We start from the raw sequence: 22,228 nt of genomic DNA on the forward strand, positions 1-22,228 counted from the left end.
ATGCGTATTTTCATTTTGTTCTGTGTTATTTTATGCTCTCTGCCAAGTGTTGCCGCTCAGTGCGACGCGGTATTTCCGAATGTGATTCAAAGCCACGCCAATGAAGGTAGACTCACTTTAGCTAACCGTAGCACTGTGAATGATGCGCCGTCAGCGATATTACCTTTTACGTCGGGCAGTATGCATAACAATAGCCGTTGTGGCAGTGTCGCCTGCTCAGTAAGTGGCGTTGCATCTGCAGCCCTTGACATTAACAGCGAGTTTCCAGGCTTTTCAGGCACAAACGGTCAAGCAAATGGTGCTGTGATAGGCCAAGGTAATCTTAATACTAATGTGTTCAATCAAATCAACGTAGGCTCAGGCTCTAACAGCTTTTCAGACAATTATTCTGCTTATTATATTAACAACTTAAATATCTCTGCCGGCGCCACTCTCAATTTTAAACCTGGGGTGTATTGGATAAAAAACCTATCACTTTTGTCATCTAACCAGCGAAATGATATAGCAATTAATGTGGTTGGCTCAGGCACTGTGTATCTCTACGCCGATAACGTGATAGTTGAAAATAACCGTAGCATAAATGGTTTAAGTAACTCAGCAGCGCTGAATTTAGGTAGCTATCGCAACATTACCTTTGAGCGAGATTCCCAAGGTGAAGGGATGATATATGCGCTAGGTGATGTCACACTTGAAAACGGCGCGAAATTCAGTGGAGTTATTTCAGCTAAAAATGTCACTTTAAACAACGCTGCCAGTGTAAATTATATCGATGACTTGTTTGACCAATATGATTTTTCAGACACCTGTAGTAATGATACCGCGCCGAGTTTACGGGCTTTTTATCAATTTAATCAAACAGGCTGGAGCGGCACCGGCGCTGTGCCGGATAGCTCAGGTAACGGTTTCAACGGTAATGCATTAGGCGGTGCGGTACCTCTTTCTTATTCGGCTGGAAGTTGCAAGGTGTTGGATATTCCCGGCAATATCAGCTCATCGGTCACCGATGCAATAGATGCTGGCATTGATTTGAACGATGTGGGCAATCAGGGCAGTATCTCGTTTTGGTATAGAAGTGACCAAAGCTGGGCCGACAATACCGCGCGTCAGCTCATTGATGCCTCGAATCAAGCCCCGTCACCGGATAAATATTTTTATATGTCTTTGAAATCCGGCGCGTTAACCTTTGCCGTTGAAGATTCCCAAGATACCGATATTTCGGTGACCCGCAGTGATCTTAACTATGCAGCTAACCAGTGGGTGCATATTACAGCCGTCTGGGATCTACCAAATAATTTGCTGCAACTTTACGTGCTGCGCGATGGCAGTGGCACCGTTAGTAGTGTTTCAAATCCGTCTTTGCAGGATCAACTCGGTGATATGGATACCCTGTACATTGGCGATAGTCGCAGTAATTACTTTGTTAATGATGGAAGCGGCAACTCTGCCAACGGCCAATTTGAAGATCTACGTATGCATAATTATGTGCTGAGCCAAAATGAGGTTCAGGACTTTGCAGGCAGTGAGCCTTCCTGTGATGATCTTGATCCTCAGTTGGTAGCCCATTGGCCCATGAACATGTGCTCACTCAATGGTGATGCCAATGAAGTGATCGATGTGATTGCCGGTGCCAACGGCACTGCCATCGATGGAGCTAACATTTCACAAGGCGGTAAGTTGTGTCAATCCAGTGAATACGCAGGTGAGGGAGAACACATTAATATCCCTCACAACAGCGCCTTTGCCATGGATGACGGTAGTCTTTCAATGTGGTTTCAAGTTGATGATCTAAGTCATCAAAATGATTCAACCCGAGATGCACTGGTACTTTTCTCCAAAGACTCTTCTGGCACCAACGATGGCGGCGACCATCTGACCATATATGTTAGCCAAAACGGCAGTATCAATGCGCTGCACCAATCTAATCGTTCCAGTTTCTATGCTTTTTCCGGCGCTAACGTGGTCAAAGAAAAGCAGTGGCACCATTTGGTTTATACCTTTGGCCAGCAGGGCATGAAGGTATATTTGGATAAAGTCCAAGTGGCGAGGAAAAATTACAGAGGTGGCTTGTCTGGTAACCCTGAGCCAATAATATTGGGTTCGGGGGCTTGGCGTACCGGTGACAATATTTCAGAGCCTGAAAAATTAACCGATCATTTCATTGGGAAAATAGATGACGTCAGGCTCTATCAGGGACAATTAGACCAAGCTCAGGTGAATAATCTATTTGATGAACAAGAAGTGGATTGTGTTGCCTGTCCAAGCAATGACGTGCTGGAGGCACATTGGCCCTTGGACGTTTGTAGCTTAAGTGGTGCCAGCGACGAGTTGGTTGATGTAATTAATGGCTATAACGGTGCGGCTGTGGATGGTGGCAATATTTCACAAAATGGTAAATTTTGCCAATCGGGCGACTTTAACGGACAAGGCGAACATTTCAATATACCCAGTGTGAGCGCATTTGAGACCGATGAAGGGGCTTTATCATTCTGGTTTAATTCTGTCAATTTAGGTCACACTTATCTTCCAGATCAAGGGGGCCAGACATTATTCTCCAGAGACTCCAATGGTTTTGATAATGGTGGTCATTTAACCCTCAGGATACAAGCAACCGGACGCATTGCGGTGCGTCATCAAGATACGCGAACCAACCATGAAATTGAAACCGGTGAAATACTTTCTGCCAATAACTGGTACCACCTAGCATACACTTGGGGGGCTAATGGCATGCGTTTGTATATTAACGGCGAGTTAGTGGGCCAGAACCGCAGTTACATTCAAGGTACCCGAGGTAATACAGAGCCGTTAATTTTTGGCGCTAATGCTGCGCGCAGCGGCAACAATAGCTCAGAGCCAGATGATCTGCGTGACTTCTTCAAAGGCCAAATCGACGAGATTAAGTTCTTTAGTAATCAAATCGATACGGTGAGTGTCACTGAGCTTTTCCAACAACAAAGCTATACCTGTACTACCTGTGATAACGATCAATTAGTGGCGCAATATCAATTTGAACAAACTCAATGGCTTGGGGCCGGTTCAGTGCTGGACAATTCCGGATATGCTAATCATGCCACGCCGTTGGGTAATGCCTTACCGATTAATCCATCGGTGCAAAAAGCCTGTCGTGCAATGGAAGTGCCTGCCAGTGACAATCGAACCGGAGATAGCCAAGGCATAGACAGCAATGTTGATATAAACGCTTTGGGCAATAGTGGCTCTATCTCTTTTTGGTATCGCAGCAATGAACGCTGGGATTCGGGTAATCCTCGCCAGCTATTCGATGCCTCCACCGATCTTGGTGATTACGATAGGTCTAAATATTTTTATTTGGCCATCAATGCCGATGGCAAACTGGACTTTAATATGGAGGATGCTCAAGATAGAAATTTTGGTGCATCCACGGCGTTAAATCTTACTTATCCTGCCGAGCAATGGGTTCATGTTGCGGTAACTTGGAATTTACCCGGCCAACAGCTAGCGATTTACCTCGATGGCTCCGCGCAAACACTTACCAGCAACAGCGATAGGAATTTAACCGGAGAGCTCGGCGAATTAGATACACTCTATATTGGTGACAATCGCTCTGACTACATAGTGGTGACCAGTACGCAAAACTCAGGCAATGGTGAGTTTGATGATGTGCGCATCTATAACTTTATGCAGGACCAAGATGCGGTACAGGATGATAAAGACGCTCTAGCCACCTGTTCTTTTGTGCACAAATACTTAATTGAACATGACGGTAGCGGCTTAACCTGTGAGGCCGAACCCATTACGATTTACGCCTGTGCCAACGAGAGTTGTTCGCAGCTGTATGATCAAGATGTAACGGTTAATATGAATCCTACCGCGGGCTGGCCCGATGGCGGACAGGTGACAATTTTAGCCAATACGCCGGCGACCGTTACATTAAGTCAGCTTGAACCTGTTACAGTCAATTTAGATGTTCTAGACCAAACCAGTCAATGTAGTGGTACGCCAAACAACAGTTGTAGTATGACCTTTAGTGACGCAGGTTTTCAATTTATCGGGGCCTCTAGCGCTGAAGGATTTTCTGATCAAATTGCTGAAAGTGACTTTATTGCCGGTCAATTGCGGGCCGTGAAGACAGATTCTGACTCTGCTGATAACGTCTGTGTTGCCGCGCTAACTGGTGAGCAAGATATAGGTTTTTTAATGTCCTGTGATAACCCTGATGCTTGCCTAACACCTATTCAAACTCCAACGGGTAATATTACTTCTGACGGCGTTAGCCAGATAACCCTCAACTTTGATGACAATGGCATTGCGCCCTTGACCGGTTTTTCCTATGCCGATGCCGGCCAAATATCAATGTCGGTGTTGGCCACCCTTAATGGTAATATCCCAGCAACAGGCTCAACCCAATTTGTGGTTATGCCTGAACGGATTTTGGTAACAACTCCCCAGCCGAGCACTTTTGTTCGAGCCGCAGCCGATTTTGTAATTGAAGTCAGTGCGCGGGGAAGCATTGGTGAACGTGCACTTCCCAATTATCAACCGGGTAATATCCAAATTGCGCTCAATCGCCTTGGCCCGTTAGGTGATGAAACAGTCAATGGCAATTTCACTTATGCCCAGAGCACCACCATTGCGGCTTCTCCCTCTTCGGTATTCTCAAGTAGCGTAATTACGGCCACTGGCAGCGGCATAACCAATACTAATGGAGTTTATAGCTTCATCGCCAAATATTCGGAGTTCGGTCAATTATCATTAGATTTGCGTGATACCGATTATTTCAATCGAACCATCACCAGCGGTCCAAGTGGCGCCTCAGTACCTGCTGTTTTGGGTGTGTTTATTCCTGCTTATTATGCAGTTGCGCCGAATACGCCTAAACTGTCTAATACCTGCGAGGTGTCTACAGGCTTCACCTATTTAGGCCAACCTCAGGGCTTTGAGCAAGATGTAGAGCTTAGCGTCTCTGCGATGAATGCCGATCAACAAATCATGCAAAACTTCGATGATGACAGTCTCTGGACATGGTTAGCCGGCGCATCGGCTAGTGATATGGTCTACGATGACGGCGGACTTGATGGCACTATTAGCCAGTTCTCATCGCCAAGTATGCAAATATCAACTAACGGAGTGAAAGGTAGCCGCAGATTAACCCTGTTTAATAGCCGTATATTGTATTCTAAGTCTGACAGTCAGTACGGTCCCTTTGATAGTGCACTTGATATTAGTTTTCTGCCTGCTTTTCTAACTGACAATAGCTATGGTAGCGCCGCTATTTGTTATCACCAACAGTACGATAAAGCCTCGCCAGATGATTGTGACACCCAGAACACTTTGGCTGGGTTGGATGATACCAATAACGTGTTCGCTATCAACAATATAGCGGGAAGCAAATACCGCTGGGGAAGATTGAAAATCGACAATGGCTTCGGTCCAGAAAATCGAAATCTTTTATTGCCAGTGTCGGTGGAGTATTTCAATGGTAGCAGCTTTGTGCGCAATCTTGATGATAGTTGTACGATTCAAAGTCTAGAGCCCAATGATTTCAACCTGTTTGATAAAAATGGCGCAGCGACAGGAAGTATCGCTGTATTAACCAGTAGTTTTGGCATGACCAGTGGTAAAACCCTAGGTTTCGAGGGAATAAAGGTAACCAATGTAGACAGCAGTTTAATGGGGGAGTATCGCATTGAGCTACTGCCCAGAAACGACAACACTATAACCTGGGATGACTATTTACAGTTTGACTGGAATGGCCCAGATGCTGGGGTAGGCAATCCTGGCGCGCTGATAACCTTTGGCCAATACCGCGGTAATGACAAAGTTATCCACTGGCGAGAAGTGACAAACTAACTCATTCCAGTGGTTAAACTATAAAAATTAGTACCAAGGCTGAGGTTTAGTTAGCCAGCCATATAAATAGAGTCTCTTATAAGAGACACTTTTGCCTATTTGAAAGGGTTTAAACTATATTTTTCGTTAAAATCACGTTTTTATTAGCTTTTTATGGCCCGAATCGATCTGCGTGCTTGCTGAATAACAGGCGCATTGGTAAAGTTAGCGGATCATATTTTAGTAATTTCTCACAGGGTGCGGTCTGTTCATGTTTAAAAAGCTTCGGGGCATGTTTTCCAACGATTTATCAATCGACCTCGGCACTGCAAATACACTTATTTACGTTAAGGGTCAGGGCATTGTTCTGAATGAGCCCTCCGTTGTAGCTATCCGCCAAGAGCGGGCAGGCGGTCCTAAAAGTGTCGCGGCAGTAGGTAGTGCAGCTAAACAAATGCTAGGTAGAACACCTGGTAACATTAAAGCTATCAGACCGATGAAAGACGGTGTAATTGCTGATTTTTACGTCACTGAAAAAATGCTTCAGCATTTTATTAAGCAAGTGCATGACAACAACTTCTTAAAACCTAGTCCGCGGGTACTGGTGTGTGTTCCTTGCGGCTCCACGCAAGTAGAACGCCGCGCTATTCGTGAATCTGCCATGGGCGCGGGAGCCCGGGACGTGTATTTGATTGATGAGCCAATGGCAGCTGCTATAGGCTCAGGCTTGCCAGTCTCTGAGGCTACAGGTTCGATGGTAGTCGATATAGGTGGTGGTACCACTGAAGTTGCTATTATCTCGTTAAATGGTGTGGTGTATTCCTCCTCTGTACGTATTGGTGGTGACAAATTTGATGAAGCCATTATCAATTACATTCGTCGTAATTTCGGCTCTTTGATTGGTGAGGCGACAGCCGAGCGGATCAAGCATGAAATTGGTGCAGCCTATCCCGGACAAGAAGTGCGTGAAATCGAAGTTCGTGGGCGTAATTTGGCTGAAGGTGTTCCAAGAGGCTTTATGCTTAACAGCAACGAAATCCTTGAAGCGCTGCAAGAGCCCCTTACCGGAATTGTTTCCGCAGTGATGGTTGCCCTAGAACAATCGCCACCAGAGCTTGCATCTGATATCTCTGAACGGGGTATGGTTCTCACCGGCGGTGGTGCATTATTAAAAGATTTAGACCGTTTATTAATGGAAGAAACAGGTATTCCAGTAGTGATAGCGGATGATCCTCTTACTTGTGTCGCCAGAGGAGGCGGTAAAGCCTTCGAAATGATCGATATTCATGGTGGTGACCTGTTTAGCTACGAATAATCTGGCTTTAATCGAGTATGTTATGTCAGGTATAAATGCTAATGAATGCAACAGGTATGCGGTTTAAATGAATGTTATGTTCGCACGTGGGCCATCATTATTCAGTCGATTGCTGATGGCCTTAGTGATTTCACTTGGATTGATTTTTGTTGATCATAAGTTCGATGGCTTCGCCTCTATTAAAGTCTATCTCAACTCCTTGGTGAGTCCCCTTCAATATATCGCTGGGCTGCCTAGTCAGATTCTCAGTAACAGTGCCGAACGATTTATTTCGCACCAAGACCTATTAGAAGAAAACGCTAGATTGACTCTGCAATCCGTCAATATGTCAGAAAAGTTGCAGCGCTTTGAATTGTTGAAAGCTGAAAATGACCGCCTGCGTACCCTGCTAGGCTCCCCTATTGCCGCCCCTACCCGGAAAATGGTTACAGAACTGATGGCGGTAGAAAATAATCCCTTTAGTCTACAAATAGTTATCGATAAGGGCGCCATTCACGGCGTATTTGAGGGACAAACGGTGCTGGATGAAATGGGGGTCGTTGGCCAAATCATGGAAGTGGGTACTACTAATAGCCGCGTACTATTGTTGGCTGATATTACTCATGCTATTCCGGTTAGAATTGCGCGCAATAATGTCAGATTGATTGCCAATGGTTCGGGCCAAATCGATGAACTTTTATTGGAACACGTTCCCCACAGTACAGATTTGCAAGTGGGTGATGTCTTGGTTTCATCCGGCTTAGGAGACGTTTTTCCTGAAGGCTACCCTACGGCCACCATCACCTCTATTGTGCGTGACGAAAGCCGTCCTTTTGCCCAAGTGACAGCTACACCCATTGCACAATTAGACCGCTTACGTTACCTATTATTATTATGGCCAGAAAACGCCCCGACCAAACCCATTTTTCAAAATGACTCCCAACGCGGTGGTGATGATCTGTGAAACTACGTAATTGGATTATTACCCTAAGTATTATAGCAGCCTTAATTTTACAAATTGTTCCCATGCCATTGACGGTGGATCAATTTCGACCGAGTTGGGTGTTGCTGGTGTTATCCTACTGGGCTATTGCCCTGCCTAATAGAGTGAACGTGGGAGTCGCCTTTTTTGTTGGCTTGGTACTGGATGTATTGCTAGGTACTAATTTAGGCATACACAGCTTTTCACTGTGTTTAACGGTATTTGTTTTAGTCGCTAATTATCAGCGTATCCGCAACTATTCTCTATGGCAGCAATCTTTCATTATCGGAACCTTGTCGGCTCTATATCACTTAGTTATCTTTTGGATGCAGCACCTACTGACTGATGTCAATTTTCTGTTTACCTATCTTTGGCCGGTGTTAACTTCAATGCTGATGTGGCCATGGATTTTTGCATTGTTAAGAAAACTCAGGCGGCAGTTCAGAATTACCTGACGAACCTTTGGATTTAAATCATGTTGCTACTTGCATCGAAATCTCCCCGTCGTAAAGAGTTGCTTTCTCAGCTTGGCGTTAAATTTACTACACTTAATGTTGATATAAATGAAACTCCTTTAGCCAATGAGAGGTCTGAGGACTATGTGCTGCGTTTGGCGGTTGAGAAAGCTCAAGCTGGCTTAGCACTGCAACCCAATGCAGAAGCTGTGATGGGAGCAGATACAGTAGTGGTTGCCAATACCTCTGATGGCGAAGTATTGCTTGGAAAGCCCGATGATTATGCGCATGCCGTTGTTATGTGGAAGCTGCTCGGTGGTCAACAGCATCAGGTTATGACTGCTGTAGCCCTAGCTTGTGCAGATTCTATAATACATTGTGTGGTAGTCACCGACGTTTGGTTTAAAGCCCTTACCGAACAGGAAATGCTATGGTATTGGCACAGTGGCGAGCCCCAGGACAAAGCCGGAGCTTACGGTATTCAGGGGTTAGCGGGACAGTTTGTGTCTAAAATAAATGGTAGCTACAGCGCGGTGGTCGGTTTGCCGTTGTTCGAGACCAAGCAGTTGATTAACCAAATGGATATTAAGTAGTATGAGTGCAGAGTTATTAATTAATGTAACACCCTCAGAATCAAGAGTGGCTTTAATAGAAAGCGGCATCTTGCAGGAAATCCATATTGAGCGCCATACTAAGCGAGGCTTGGTGGGTAACATCTATCGGGGAAAAGTCAGTCGAGTGTTGCCTGGAATGCAAGCGGCATTTATCGACATTGGCCTAGAAAAAGCGGCCTTTTTACACGCATCTGATATCGCTATTCATAACGAAGTGGTTGAAGAAGTTTCTACATCTCATATAGAGAAGCAGGACATTCGCGCCTTACTTCGTGATGGACAGGACATCGTCGTCCAAGTAGTAAAAGACCCCATAGGCACCAAAGGCGCTCGACTAACCACAGATATTACTATCCCATCTCGTTATCTAGTTTTTATGCCCAGTGTTTCTCATGTTGGCGTTTCTCAACGCATTGAAGATGAAGAAGAGCGTGAACGTCTAAAAGAGTTAGTCCAACAATTTTGCAGTGAAGATGGCGGCTTTATTCTACGTACCGCAGCAGAAGGCGTGCGAGAACAAGAACTTATCTCTGATGCAGAGTTTTTGAAACGTTTGTGGTCAAAAATACAGCAGCGCATGAAAAGCCGCAAAGGTAATGTTTTATATGAAGATTTACCCCTAGCACGGCGAGTTTTACGTGATTTTGTTGGAACCGAGCTGGACCGGATCCGTATTGACTCAAAGTTATCCTTTCAGGAGTTGCAGCATTTTACCCGAGAGTACGTGCCTGAACTGAATAAATTATTGGAATATTACCAAGGTGAGCGGCCAATATTCGATCTGTATGATGTTGAAAACGAAGCGCAGCGCTCCCTTGAGCGACGTGTAGATCTCAAGTCCGGTGGCTATCTAATTATTGATCAAACCGAAGCCATGACCACTATCGATATCAATACAGGTGCATTTGTTGGTCATCGTAATCTGGAGGAAACCATTTTTAACACCAATACCGAGGCCACCCAAGCGATTGCTAGACAGCTTCGCTTGCGTAACTTAGGCGGTATGATCCTGATTGATTTTATTGACATGACTGACGCTGACCACAAACGCAGAGTTATGCATAGTTTGGAAGTGGCAACCAGTAAGGACAGAGCTAAGTCCAATATTCACGGCTTCACGGCGTTAGGTTTAATTGAGATGACTCGCAAGAGAACTCGAGAAAGTTTGGAACATATTCTGTGCGGGGAATGTCCAGTATGTAAGGGCCGAGGTTCAATTAAAACAGTGGAAACCATCTGTTTTGAGATTATGCGCGAAATTGTACGCGTAAATCGAGCCTATGATGCAGACAAATTTGTCGTTTATGCTTCCGCTGCGGTAGCCGAAGCACTAATGGGCGAAGAGTCTCATATGTTGGCAGAATTAGAAGTCTTCGTATCCAAACAAATCAAGATACAAACTGAATTGTTATACAATCAAGATAAATTCGACGTGGTAATGATGTGAAATCCACCTCTTTTTATGCCGCTTACCTAGTCAAAAAACTATGGACACTAGCAGCGATTTTGCTGGTGGTTGTGGCGTTGCTTATTAGTATCTTGCGCTTTTCGTTGCCTTATATGGACGGCCAAAAAGCGCGAGTAGAGAGCTGGCTAAGTAGCCAATATGGGGTGAAATTAAATATCGGTGAGCTCAGCGCTGATTGGAACAAAAGTGGTCCATCATTAGTTCTCAAAGATGTATACCTCAAACAAGATGAACAGTCTCCCATTGGACTAGAAATCACTGAAACTCAAATTGAAATCGATTTTTGGGGCTCGGTGTTAGCGCGTCAGGTGCGATCAAAACGTTTCGATCTTAATGGTATGGCGTTGTCAGTAAACCTGGCCCGAATTCAAACATCTGAAAGCGAGTTCCCGATTGTTAAAGCCCTAGAAAGTCTTTTTCTAGAGCAATTACACCGTTTTGATATTTCAAACAGTGTGGTCGATATAAACACCCGTTACGACCAGCAGTTGATTCAAATTCAACAGTTGAGTTGGGTCAACAAAGACCAACACCACCAAGGTGTAGGTCAGCTCAGAGTGGTAGAATTAGCCAATAATTCGGCGACTTTCGTGTTGGATTTGTATGGCAACAAAGACGATTTGAGTGGTAACTTCTATGCTAAGGGAGAAGAGATCGATCTTTCCCCTTGGTTAAATCAGCTTATCCGTACCCAAAATCAATTAACCCAAAGCCGTGCTAACTTTACATTTTGGGCGAAATTAGACAAAAGCCAGGTTGAAAGTGTGCAAATTCAATTGGCTAAAAGCGAATTCACCTGGACCACGCCAGATGCTCAGGTTGATGCGTCTATTGTGGCTGGAGATGTAAGAGCCATACCTGATGAAAATGGTTGGACCATCAATATTGAAGACTTGACCCTTGAATCTGGACAGCAAAGTTTAGTCTCAAGTTGGGCAGGGCATATTGGTCGCGATGGCAACAGCCGCTTTAACAATATTAACCCAGTTAATATGCAAGCCGTTTTACCTATACTGCCACTAGCTTTTGATAAAACCACCATCGATTTTATCACTAAGTTATCACCCCAAGTTCGACTCGACCGCTTTGCCATGGTAATCGGTCAGGATATGTTAGCAGAGGTAGCATTCTCGAAGGTATCATGGAATCAAGTTGATGATATTCCGGGACTTACTGATTTAAATGGGCAGTTTACCTTGGTTAATGATACGGCAAGGCTGCAAATTAATGGGCAGGATAGCGAATTAAAAATCGATAATATATTGGATAGCAATATCGGTTATCAGACGCTGCAGTTAGATTCGTTTATACAATGGAATGAGCGAGGTACGTCATTTTTTGTACCTCAGTTACGATTTAATAGCGACAGCGTAAATATTACGCAACAACTCAACTTTGATACCCAAAGCAATCAACTATCATTAAAAGCGCAAATAGATCCACTGTCGCTGGCTAATGTGAAAAAGCTATTTCCAAAACAACATATGGGAGTGACGACCAAATCTTACTTGGATCGCAGCCTATTAAAAGGAGAACTCGAATCCGCTCATATTTTCTGGCAGGGTGAACTGCAACAATTTCCTTTTGAGCAACAGCAAGGAGGTTTTCAAGCACAAGTTAAATTGCGGGATAGTACTTTAAAATTCGATCCTGGCTGGCCAGCTCTAACTGATTTAGATATCGACCTGATGTTCGAAAATGCTGGGCTAAGCATGCAAGCTAAGCAAGGTAAATTACAAGATGTAATACTCAAACAATTGTCAGCATCAATTGCCAATTTAGGCAATGCGCCTGTGTTACAAATTAATGCCCAAGCTCAAGCTCAAGGGTCGCAAGTAAGCACCCTTATGGTTGCCAGCAATTTGGCTGACTCTTTGGGAGTGGCGTTAACTGAGGGGGTAGTAATTGCTGGTCCTTTGCAGGTTAACCTTGATTTGAACATACCCCTAACTGGCGATGATGTCGTGGCTAAGGGAAAGGTTAAGCTAAACGGAAATTCATTGTTTGTTCCTAGCTTGGCAATCACCTTTGAGGACATGCTGGGTGAAGTGGCGTTCATCAACGATAAGGTCACCTTTTCGGCCATGCAGGCACAGCTGTTTGAACAGCCGGTGAAACTGGATTTCAGGGGGGGCATTGATAACAAAAAGGCCTACGCTGTCAATATTGATATGCAAGGTGATTGGCAACTATCACCATTGCTTGAGACATTTAGACCTAGTATGGCCGAGTATGCAAAGGGACGCGCGAACTGGCATGCTAAAACGTACGTGGCTATTAATGCCGACAGTTACAACTATAACTTTATTTTAAAAAGCGATTTAGTCGGGGTAGAGTCTGTGCTACCGGCACCTTTTTCAAAACTAGCTGAGCAACCCCTACCTTTTATTATCAAGGGTAATGGGGAAGACCAGGCTTCTAATTTTGCCTTAACCTTAGGTAATGATATTTCATTTGAAGGGGTGCTGCCTCACGATAGCATGCAATTTTCTCGTGCACACCTAGCGATAGGTGACGATAAAACTGTCAGTATGGGCTTGGGCTTTAGTATCTTTGCGAACGTTAAAGAGGTGGATTTAGATAGCTGGATGCAAGCTATTTCCAAACTACATGATGGCTTGCCCTCAACGGATAAACCTATCTTGTCTGAACCTCAGCGTATTTATGTCAACGCCGATGTAATGCGTATTTCCGGACAAAGCATTAATCAATTGGAGTTGGTTGTAAAACACTCCACCGACGATTGGCTGCTGGATTTCAATGCACAACAAATCCGCGCAAAGGTCACTCTATACGATGATTGGTTAAATCGTGGTATCGATATCAAGGCCGATTTTATTGATTTGCTTGAATGGCAGACTGATGACTCAGCACAGTCACAACCAATCGCTTTGAAGGAACTCCCACCGATTAATTTCGAATGTAAGAGCTGTCAAATTTTAGGCAAAAATTTGGGGCGAGTAGATTTTTCATTGTCCAGAGCTCCCCATGGAATGCAAATAGATAGTCTGCGAGTTAATAATGACCAGGGTATTCTGTATGCTAGCGGTGACTGGGTGATGAACGGTAATGGTTCCAGCACCTTTTTGAAAGGCGAGCTCAATAGTACAGATTTTGGCGGCATGCTTAAAGGACTGGGTTTGGATTCGGGGATTAAAGACTCAAAAGCTCAGTTTACCTTTGATTTGAATTGGCAAGACGCACCACACAAATTCTCTTTGGATAGTCTAAATGGCGCTATAGATTGGCGGTTAACCGATGGGTATTTGTCTGACGTGAGCGATAAAGGCTCGCGAATTTTCAGCTTTCTGAGTCTGCAGTCATTGGTGCGTAAGCTGAGCTTAGATTTTCGAGATGTTTTTGCTAAAGGCTTTTTCTACGACAAAATGTATGGCTCCTTTCAAGTTGTTGACGGCCAAGCAGACACTCGTGATACCGTCATAGATGGCGCTGCTGGAGAAATGCTAATTGTTGGCTATACCAATCTGACCTCGAAAGAATTGAATTATCAAATTGAGTTTACCCCAAATGTTACCTCGAGTTTACCCTTGCTAGTCTACTGGATGGTAAATCCGGCTACTGCTATTGCGGCTTTGGCAATAGACCAAGTGCTGACCGAGGCTAAGGTTATCTCCAACGTTAAATATTCGGTTACAGGCACACTAGATGAGCCTATTATGACGGAGCTAGACAGAAAGAGTAAAGAAGTGGCGTTGCCAGCCAGACATATGCCCAAATCAAACGATGAGCAAGGCCCTATGCCACCCTTACTGCAGGATGAGCGGCTTAATATTGAGATAAAGGAAAATAATGGCTAAATTAGTGGCGTGTCAGATGGTTTCTGAGGTTGACCCAGACAAAAACTTAGCTATAGCGGAACAGCTGATTGCTCAGCAAGCTAGGGGCTCTTTGGTGGTTTTACCTGAATGCTTCGCAAGCTTTGGGGCAGGAGATGCGGCGTTACTGGCGATGAGCGAAGTGAAAGGACGTGGCAAAATCCAAGATAAACTGTCGCAGTTAGCCAAGGAATATGGCGTATGGCTTGTCGCCGGTACTGTGCCGATAAAAGCCAAGGATGCCAATAAGTATACGGCATCTAGTTTGGTTTTCGACGATACGGGCAAATGTATTGCCGAATATCAAAAGATCCACCTGTTTGATGTGCAGATAGAAGATTCTACCCGCCATTATCAAGAATCCAAATTCACTGAAGCTGGAGACCAAATAGTGGTGCTAGATACACCTTTTGGCAAACTTGGCATAGCGGTGTGTTATGATGTGCGCTTTGCAGGCATGTTCCAAGCGATGGGACAACTCGATGTATTAGCATTGCCATCTGCATTCACTCGAGTCACAGGGGCCGCCCATTGGCACTCGTTGATCTCGGCTCGTGCCATTGAAAACCAATGTTACCTGGTGGCGGCTAATCAAGGTGGTTTGCACGCCAATGGTCGAGAAACTTACGGTCATTCACTGGTTGCTTCTCCTTGGGGTCAAACCCTAGCCGAGATAGAGTCTGGTGAAGGGGCAGTTAGTGCAGTGTTAGATCTCGAGGAGCTGAAAAAAATTCGCAATAGCATGCCAGTACATGAGCACAATCAATTCAGGAGTTATCTTGTCAAATCAGGTAGAGAATAATTTATTAGACGCTGCAGATTTATCTGCCGCTAAAGTCGAATCCGCACTGGGTTTGATTTGTCAGCACCAAAATGATTTTGCCGATATTTATTTTCAATCTAGTCAACATGAAAGTTGGGTGCTAGAAGACGGTATTATCAAAGATGGTAGCTACAATATCGAACGAGGCGTAGGTGTGCGCGCGGTTAGCGGCGAAAAAACCGGTTTTGCCTACTCAGATGACATTAATCCTGAAGCATTGACCAAAGCCGCTAAGGCTGCTCGTAGTATTTCGAGCAATGGTGGTAAATTTCAAATTGACGGGCTAAATCCGGTAAGGACCATTCAGCGTTATTACCCTGAAAACCCAATTTTAGGCATGCAAGAACATCAAAAAATCACCTTGCTGCAAGATGTAGATAAATATATTCGAGATCAAGAGCCCTTAGCAACACAAGTTGTGGTGAGTTTGAGCGGGGTATATGAAGAAATTTTAGTGGCTGCAACTGATGGTACATTTGCCACCGATATTCGCCCATTGATCCGGCTTAATTGTTCGATTCTGATAGAAAAAGACGGCCGTCGAGAGCGTGGCAGTGCTGGTATGGGTGGCCGTTACAGCTACCAATATTTTTTACAGCTGGACGAACAACAAGAGCGCTATAAAAAATTAGCCGATGAAGCTATTCATATGGCGCGTGTGAATATGCAAGCCGTTGATGCTCCCGCTGGCTTAATGCCGGTCGTGTTAGGTAATGGTTGGCCTGGTGTTCTGCTGCATGAGGCGGTAGGGCACGGATTAGAAGGCGACTTCAATCGTAAAGGCGCATCGACCTTCAGTGACCGCATGGGACAACAAGTGGCTGCAAAAGGCGTCACTGTGGTAGATGATGGTACCTTAGTGGACCGCAGAGGCTCCCTGTCTATCGATGATGAGGGCACTAAGAGTCAGCGTAATGTATTGATTGAAGACGGAATACTAACCGGCTACATGCAAGATAAATTAAATGCCCGTTTAATGGGGGTGCCTGCTACTGGGAATGGTCGTAGAGAGTCTTATGCTCACTTACCCATGCCCAGAATGACCAATACCTTTATGCTTGAAGGACAGTATAGTCCTGAAGAAATAATCAGTAGCATCAAAAAAGGAGTTTATGCACCTAACTTTGGTGGTGGCCAGGTGGATATCACATCGGGTAAATTTGTGTTTTCTACATCAGAAGCGTATATGATTGAAAACGGCAAAATTACCACACCTATAAAGGGCGCTACGCTGATCGGCAATGGTCCACAAGTGATGCAAAAAATCTCCATGATAGGCAATAATTTGAGCTTGGATAGCGGTGTAGGGGTGTGCGGCAAAGACGGTCAAAGTGTCCCCGTTGGAGTCGGTCAACCAACCCTTAAAATAGATGAGCTGACAGTCGGTGGAACGGCTTAGTCGCCGTTGTAATCCGCAAAGCTAATAATCTGAGAGCGGGCCCTTCGCGCAAAAGAACAGGGCCCAATCAGGCATCTAAGACATATTATCTTTCAAATATTGAAATAATTCTCTAGCCGCCTTAGGTGGTTTGTTTTCCTGTTGTTGCTTGTCAGCTTGACGAGCAAACTGCCTTAATTTTTGTCTATCCAAATCAGGATATACATTTAATAACGCATTTATTCCCACATCTCCCTGTTGCAATACCTGGTCTCGGGCCGTTTCAAAATGATGAAATTTTTGCGTCTGTTGCCGATGAGATAGCTGCAACTGGTCTAACGCAAACTGAATTGGCTGCGTATCACGGTGACGCATTAGCTTACCAATTAGTTGTAATTGGCGTCGAAATCCCTCCTTTTTGCGATTTATTTTACGGGCTAAATTCACCGCATCAGATAATTCATCATCTAAAGGAATTTTCGCAAGGGCAGCTTGGCCCAAGTCTACTAAGGCTTCACCCAACTTTTGCAACTCGTTCGATTCTTGCTTTAGTTGGGTTTTGCTCTTGATTTGGTTTTCTGGATCTGTTGAATTCGTATCGCTCATGGCCATGTCTTTAATGTTACACTGTGGTAATTGTAACCCAGCTAATACCTTTGTTCCTAGAAAAGGTATATAACAGCACAGTATTCGTTAAAAGTGAGTCAAAATTTATGCAAATGGAGCAACAACTCGCGCAAATTAAACAAGTTGTGGAAGATGTCCTTGCGCTTGCCAAACAAAAAGGTGTCAGTCATGCAGAAGCCAGCATGTCAAAAGTTCAAGGCATTGCCGTATCAACCCGGTTGAAAGAAGTTGAGACAGTCGAATTTACCAATGACGGTGGCTTAGGCATTACCGTATATAACGGCCAAAGAAAAGGCAGTGCATCGACAGCCGATCTTAGTAAAGCCGCATTAGCTTTAACGGTCGAAAAGGCCTGTGAAATTGCAAAATATACTAGTGAAGACCCTTTCGCAGGTCCAGCGGATGAATCGTTAATGGCATATGATTTTCCAGATTTGGATCTTTACCATCCCATTGAGTTGGATACCCAACTTGGCATCCAACAAGCAATAAGAGCTGAAGAAGCTGCCTTGCAAGTTGACCCGCGTATAACCAATTCAGACGGTGCCTCTTATAATGCTAATATCGGTATGAAAGTCTATGGCAATAGTCATGGTTTTATTGGCGGATATCCTAGCAGTCGTTACAGTCTCAGTTGCGTGGTCATTGGGGAGCAAGACGGTGATATGCAGCGAGACTACGCCTATACTCTCAATCGTAAGGCTAATTTACTTGCTGCTCCTGAACAAGTAGGCATAGAAGCCGCAGAGTTTACTCTGGGACGACTAGGCGCGCGTAAGGTCAAAACCTGCAAAGCGCCTGTGATATTTCATCGCGAAATCGCCTCGGGATTACTCGGACACTTTGTCAGTGCGATAAGCGGTGGCAGTCTATTTCGGAATTCCTCTTTTTTACTCGATCGCTTGGGTACACAGGTTTTACCAAACTGGTTTGAGATACAAGAAAAACCCCACATCCTTTCTGGCTTAGCTAGTTCTCCTTTTGATAATGAAGGGGTAAAAACCCAAGACATGGAGATCGTTAGCCAGGGCATGTTAAATCATTACTTACTGACTAGTTACTCTGCGCGAAAAATGAAAATGGAAAACAACGGCCATGCAGGTGGCATCCATAATTGGTTAGTGAAGCATACCGGCCAAAGTGATGATCAATTGCTAACGGAAATGGGCACAGGACTTTTAGTGACTGAATTAATGGGCCAGGGAGTGAATATAGTAACGGGTGACTATTCTCGTGGTGCCGCGGGCTATTGGGTTGAGAACGGCAAAATCCAATATCCGGTGCATGAAATTACTATCGCCGGTAACTTAAAAGATATGTTGATGAATATTGCCGCGGTTGGCGCTGTGGCCGAAACCCGAGGCAGTATTCAAACGGGCTCAATACTAGTTTCTGAAATGCAAATAGCTGGCGAGTAGTGTTGAAAGAACCCACAAAAAAGGGCTGAATTATCAGCCCTTTTTTTGTAGTGTAAAGGTGAGTTAAACGTCGACCGAACCACAGAAACGATAGCCTTCACCGTGGATGGTTACGATTAGGTCTTCGGAGTTTACTTCAGACTCAAAGTGCTTACGAATACGGCGAATAGTAACGTCGACAGTACGGTCATTCGGACGCAATTCACGGCCGGTCATTTCCATAATCAATTGCTCACGAGTCAGGATTTTTCCAGGATTACTTAAAAATAAATGCAATGCTCTGAATTCACTTCGCGGTAGACGAAATTCATTTTTACTGGGAGAAATCAAACTGCGGCTATCGCCATCTAAGATCCAACCATTAAAGCTTACGCGACTTGGCAAATCGTCATCGTCATTATTGCTCAACGTTCGGTTTAACAAATTCCGCGCTCTGATGGTCAATTCACGTGGATTAAAAGGTTTGGTCAAATAGTCATCCGCGCCAATCTCTAGACCCAAAATACGGTCAACATCATTGTCTCTACCGGTCAAGAAAATCAAACCAACATTTTTACGGTCTCGGACTTCTCTTGCTAATATCAACCCGTTTTTACCGGGCAGATTAATGTCCATAATTACAAGATTAATGTTGTTGTTTTCGAAAAAGTCGTGCATCTCACTGCCGTCTTCTGCTTCAAAAACATTGTAGCCTTCGGCTTCGAACAGGCTCTTCAGCGTAGTTCGAGTTACAACTTCATCTTCAACTATTAGTATGTTGGGGGTCATAGACTGGTTACCATCTCAATTGCAATTAATATAGTTTAACAGAAAATATCGTTAAATCAGGGTATTATCCAGTGAAATTTGCAAACTTGAGAAGTATAGAGCTTAATTTCACGGATATCGCTTTGTAGCGCTCACGATTAATATAAATTTTTATCTTATCGAACTCTTCGATGAGGCTCATCAGGCCGCCATGATCAATAAATTCAGAGCTTTCGCCTATTGTAACCATATTGCGTTTCAGCGCATTGAGTTGAGCATATAACGCTGCTGATTCACTGCTTCTATCCACAAACAAATAGTGACAGTGTAAAGTCTCAGTCTCAGAGAAGTCTTTTAGCAACCTGAAGTTTAAATCAAACTTGGTTCTAGCTCCAAAATTAGGACTGGTTAATAGGCTAAAATATTTGTTTGGTTTTTTTTCTAATAAACAAAAATTTAATTTATTGGGTGTCCCAATTGCATCCCAGCGAGAATAGTTGACTATATGCATCATAAACGTAGAACGAATTTTGGTCGTCTCTTGCTGTTCTAACACTGGCTGATTTGCATATACTGTATTTTGTATGCATATCGACACAATCAAAATCAGCAGCGCACTTTTCATTATGAACTTTTCGCCATCGTTGCTGTATCTATTTTTCTTACGGGAAATAGAATGTTGAATTCTACCCCTTGGTGCTCTTCGCTTGTTATGGTGATGGAGCCATTTAATGCTTGAGTAACTAAGTTATACACCAGATGCATCCCAAGACCACTGCCACCTTGTCCTCGTTTGGTGGTAACAAAGGGGTCAAAAATACGCTTGCGTAAATGTTCCGGAATTCCCCGTCCATTATCTACATAACGCATATTTATCTTATTACCTGAGATTAATTCTATATAGATATCGATTTGACCATGATCGATAAACTCAAATCCGTGGATGATAGAATTCATTATTAAGTTCATCACAATCTGATTGATTGGCCCGGCCTTAGTTTCAATGAACAAGTCAGCTGCACAATGCAGCTTTATATCATGCTTATATTTTTTTAACTTAGGTCGCATGGATAATAATATTTCATCCATCAACTGTGCAAAAGAGAAAATCCGATTGCTTTCACTGGTTTGATCTACCGCAACCTGCTTGAAGCTGGAGATAAGCTCTGCAGCTCGATTTAGGTTTCGATAGATGATATTTAGATTTTCTTGACCTTCAGAAATAAATTTAGATAAGCTGCTAGCTTTTAATGTTTTGGCTTCAAATTCTTTTTCGATATAGCCTAAGCGGTCAAGCATCATAGTGGAGGCTGTTACGCCAAGCCCAATTGGCGTATTAACTTCATGAGCCACGCCGGCAACCATATCCCCCAATGACGCCATCTTCTCGTTCTGGACCATTTGACGTTGAAATTGATGGAGTTTTTCTAATGTCTGGATCAATTCCTGATTGGCTTTTTTCAAAGCAAGAGTGCGGTGCTCTACTTTTTCTTCCAAACTAGCCTGGAGTTTATGTTGCTCTTGTTCGGCCTTTTCTCGTTCAGATAAATAATGCTGGGTACGGTCTAACATATCATTGAACGCCTTACCCAAAATATCTAATTCTTTGATATTGGTGTCTATTGCACGTTCATGATAATTCCGTTGTCTGGAGATACGTTGTACCAGAGTAACCATGTTGACTATGGGATCTGCCAGAGACTTTTGTAATTTGAGTGTCAGCAGGTAACAAATAATTAAGATAATCGCCAATGCTACTAGGGTAGTTACGATTGAGCTGTAAGTGAGTCTATTTAGTGCTTCTGCGGAGGCTTTCAGGTACACATAGCCAAGCAGTTGCCCATCGTAACTAACCGGTTTGATCACCTCAAAGGCATTGCCGCTTAACACCGGGGTTTTGAGCTTGTCTATGAGCTGCCACTTTTCGGGCAAAGGGGCATTGCCTTTCCGATTGTAGCTGGTAAAAAAAGTAGGCTGCTTACCATCTACATGACGATATATATGCACCACTTCAATAAAGGTTGCCGCATCCAAGCGTTTTAGATTGTCTTCTTCAACCGTGCTGTCATCAAATTGTAAACTGGGGATCGCGATATTACTGATTAACTCAGCATAGACATTAACCTGCCCAATCAATTCATTTTTATAGTTTGAGATTTGATTGATCAGCGAAATACTAGAAGTTACAACTAGCGCGAGCGTTGTAATAGCCATAACAACCCAGACAATGAGGGTTTTGATTGATAGGTACTTAGTATTTGGCGTCATTACCACTTTTCAGTTAAATGATTAATATTGCGAGTTAATTGTACTAATAGTGATATAAAAATTTCAAAAAGGAAACTTTTTGACCAACTAATTTACTAAAGAGCAGTTCAAAGATGTTTTTGGCCAAAATAAAAGCCCTAAACATCCATTGTTAACTAGTGATTGGAATGACGACTAGTTGCGGATCAATTGAATCAGTTCGTCTTCACCTATATTCAATTTTACCGCTACGTGGCTCAATTCAACCATTTGCTCAACTTTCGCTAAGTCTGATTGTGCTTTGATCCGCAAAGACTGAAAATCAGCCATACAGATGCATAAAATCTCACCGGTTGTAACATTCAACGCTGGAACATCTATTGGCGCTCGCTTGTAAAGTAAGTTAGGGCACACTTTTGTGCGTTGCGGCAATTGCACACATTGTTGCGGTAACTGCTGTGCCAGGGTGGTGGATACCGTTAGGTGCGTGGCCAAAACCATCGCACCAAAGCCAAAACGAACAATTCTTTGCAT

15 protein-coding genes are annotated in these 22,228 nt (G+C 43.9%); 10 read left to right on the forward strand and 5 right to left on the reverse strand.

From position 1 onward, the window contains the following. From QR722_RS01365 to tldD, 9 genes are all read left to right on the forward strand, one after another. Positions 1-5,826 (forward strand): LamG-like jellyroll fold domain-containing protein, encoded by a 5,826-nt coding sequence (locus QR722_RS01365; RefSeq protein ID WP_286284971.1) that lies wholly within the window; start codon positions 1-3, stop codon positions 5,824-5,826. Between the two features lie 250 nt (positions 5,827-6,076). Continuing rightward, positions 6,077-7,120, forward strand: coding sequence for a rod shape-determining protein (locus tag QR722_RS01370; protein WP_286284972.1), 1,044 nt, complete (start codon positions 6,077-6,079; stop codon positions 7,118-7,120). 67 nt (positions 7,121-7,187) lie between these two features. Next, the gene (mreC, locus tag QR722_RS01375; protein ID WP_286284973.1) at positions 7,188-8,063 is read left to right on the forward strand and encodes a rod shape-determining protein MreC; all 876 of its coding nucleotides are present in this window, start codon (positions 7,188-7,190) and stop codon (positions 8,061-8,063) included. Further along, the gene (mreD, locus tag QR722_RS01380; RefSeq protein ID WP_286284974.1) at positions 8,060-8,536 is read left to right on the forward strand and encodes a rod shape-determining protein MreD; all 477 of its coding nucleotides are present in this window, start codon (positions 8,060-8,062) and stop codon (positions 8,534-8,536) included. Before mreC ends, mreD begins: the two co-directional genes overlap by 4 nt. A 20-nt stretch (positions 8,537-8,556) precedes the next feature. Next, on the forward strand, positions 8,557-9,129 hold the full coding sequence (locus QR722_RS01385; protein ID WP_286284975.1) for a Maf family protein: 573 nt from the start codon (positions 8,557-8,559) through the stop codon (positions 9,127-9,129). 1 nt (position 9,130) lies between these two features. Beyond that, complete coding sequence (gene rng, locus QR722_RS01390; RefSeq protein ID WP_286284976.1) at positions 9,131-10,597, forward strand: ribonuclease G; 1,467 nt, start codon at positions 9,131-9,133, stop codon at positions 10,595-10,597. Beyond that, complete coding sequence (locus tag QR722_RS01395; protein WP_286284977.1) at positions 10,594-14,436, forward strand: YhdP family protein; 3,843 nt, start codon at positions 10,594-10,596, stop codon at positions 14,434-14,436. The genes rng and QR722_RS01395 overlap by 4 nt, the downstream gene beginning before the upstream one ends. Continuing rightward, positions 14,429-15,256: a carbon-nitrogen hydrolase family protein gene (locus tag QR722_RS01400; RefSeq protein ID WP_286284978.1), complete on the forward strand. Its 828-nt coding sequence runs from the start codon at positions 14,429-14,431 to the stop codon at positions 15,254-15,256. The genes QR722_RS01395 and QR722_RS01400 overlap by 8 nt, the downstream gene beginning before the upstream one ends. Beyond that, positions 15,234-16,676 carry a metalloprotease TldD gene (tldD, locus tag QR722_RS01405; protein ID WP_286284979.1) on the forward strand — a complete coding sequence of 481 codons (1,443 nt, stop codon included), beginning with the start codon at positions 15,234-15,236 and terminating at the stop codon, positions 16,674-16,676. The genes QR722_RS01400 and tldD overlap by 23 nt, the downstream gene beginning before the upstream one ends. A gap of 75 nt (positions 16,677-16,751) precedes the next feature. Here tldD and yjgA read toward each other — a convergent pair whose 3' ends face one another. Beyond that, on the reverse strand, positions 16,752-17,267 hold the full coding sequence (yjgA, locus tag QR722_RS01410) for a ribosome biogenesis factor YjgA (RefSeq protein ID WP_502872451.1): 516 nt from the start codon (positions 17,265-17,267) through the stop codon (positions 16,752-16,754). 101 nt (positions 17,268-17,368) lie between these two features. On the opposite strand from yjgA, the gene pmbA reads away from it, so the two are divergent. Then, entirely contained in the window at positions 17,369-18,700 is a 1,332-nt protein-coding gene (pmbA, locus tag QR722_RS01415) for a metalloprotease PmbA (RefSeq protein WP_286284981.1), read from the forward strand. Positions 18,701-18,763: 63 nt separating this feature from the next. Here pmbA and arcA read toward each other — a convergent pair whose 3' ends face one another. From arcA to QR722_RS01435, 4 genes are all read right to left on the reverse strand, one after another. Further along, positions 18,764-19,468, reverse strand: coding sequence for a two-component system response regulator ArcA (gene arcA / locus QR722_RS01420; RefSeq protein WP_286284982.1), 705 nt, complete (start codon positions 19,466-19,468; stop codon positions 18,764-18,766). 64 nt (positions 19,469-19,532) lie between these two features. Next, positions 19,533-20,003, reverse strand: a complete 471-nt coding sequence (locus tag QR722_RS01425; protein ID WP_286284983.1) for a YfiR family protein — start codon at positions 20,001-20,003, stop codon at positions 19,533-19,535. A 68-nt stretch (positions 20,004-20,071) separates the two neighbouring features. After that, positions 20,072-21,715 (reverse strand): ATP-binding protein, encoded by a 1,644-nt coding sequence (locus QR722_RS01430; RefSeq protein ID WP_286284984.1) that lies wholly within the window; start codon positions 21,713-21,715, stop codon positions 20,072-20,074. Between the two features lie 174 nt (positions 21,716-21,889). Next, complete coding sequence (locus QR722_RS01435) at positions 21,890-22,228, reverse strand: hypothetical protein (protein WP_286284985.1); 339 nt, start codon at positions 22,226-22,228, stop codon at positions 21,890-21,892.

Source organism: Aliiglaciecola sp. LCG003 (genome assembly GCF_030316135.1).
In the GTDB taxonomy this organism is placed as follows: domain Bacteria; phylum Pseudomonadota; class Gammaproteobacteria; order Enterobacterales; family Alteromonadaceae; genus Aliiglaciecola.

Excerpts from the sequence above, each read along its gene's own strand:
- pmbA (WP_286284981.1), top strand. The coding sequence starts at position 17,369 with ATGCAAATGGAGCAACAACTCGCGCAAATTAAACAAGTTGTGGAAGAT.
- rng (WP_286284976.1), top strand. The coding sequence starts at position 9,131 with ATGAGTGCAGAGTTATTAATTAATGTAACACCCTCAGAATCAAGAGTG.
- QR722_RS01370 (WP_286284972.1), top strand. The coding sequence starts at position 6,077 with ATGTTTAAAAAGCTTCGGGGCATGTTTTCCAACGATTTATCAATCGAC.
- QR722_RS01435 (WP_286284985.1), bottom strand. The coding sequence starts at position 22,228 with ATGCAAAGAATTGTTCGTTTTGGCTTTGGTGCGATGGTTTTGGCCACG.
- QR722_RS01430 (WP_286284984.1), bottom strand. The coding sequence starts at position 21,715 with ATGACGCCAAATACTAAGTACCTATCAATCAAAACCCTCATTGTCTGG.
- QR722_RS01400 (WP_286284978.1), top strand. The coding sequence starts at position 14,429 with ATGGCTAAATTAGTGGCGTGTCAGATGGTTTCTGAGGTTGACCCAGAC.
- arcA (WP_286284982.1), bottom strand. The coding sequence starts at position 19,468 with ATGACCCCCAACATACTAATAGTTGAAGATGAAGTTGTAACTCGAACT.
- QR722_RS01385 (WP_286284975.1), top strand. The coding sequence starts at position 8,557 with ATGTTGCTACTTGCATCGAAATCTCCCCGTCGTAAAGAGTTGCTTTCT.
- mreC (WP_286284973.1), top strand. The coding sequence starts at position 7,188 with ATGAATGTTATGTTCGCACGTGGGCCATCATTATTCAGTCGATTGCTG.
- yjgA (WP_502872451.1), bottom strand. The coding sequence starts at position 17,267 with ATGGCCATGAGCGATACGAATTCAACAGATCCAGAAAACCAAATCAAG.
- QR722_RS01365 (WP_286284971.1), top strand. The coding sequence starts at position 1 with ATGCGTATTTTCATTTTGTTCTGTGTTATTTTATGCTCTCTGCCAAGT.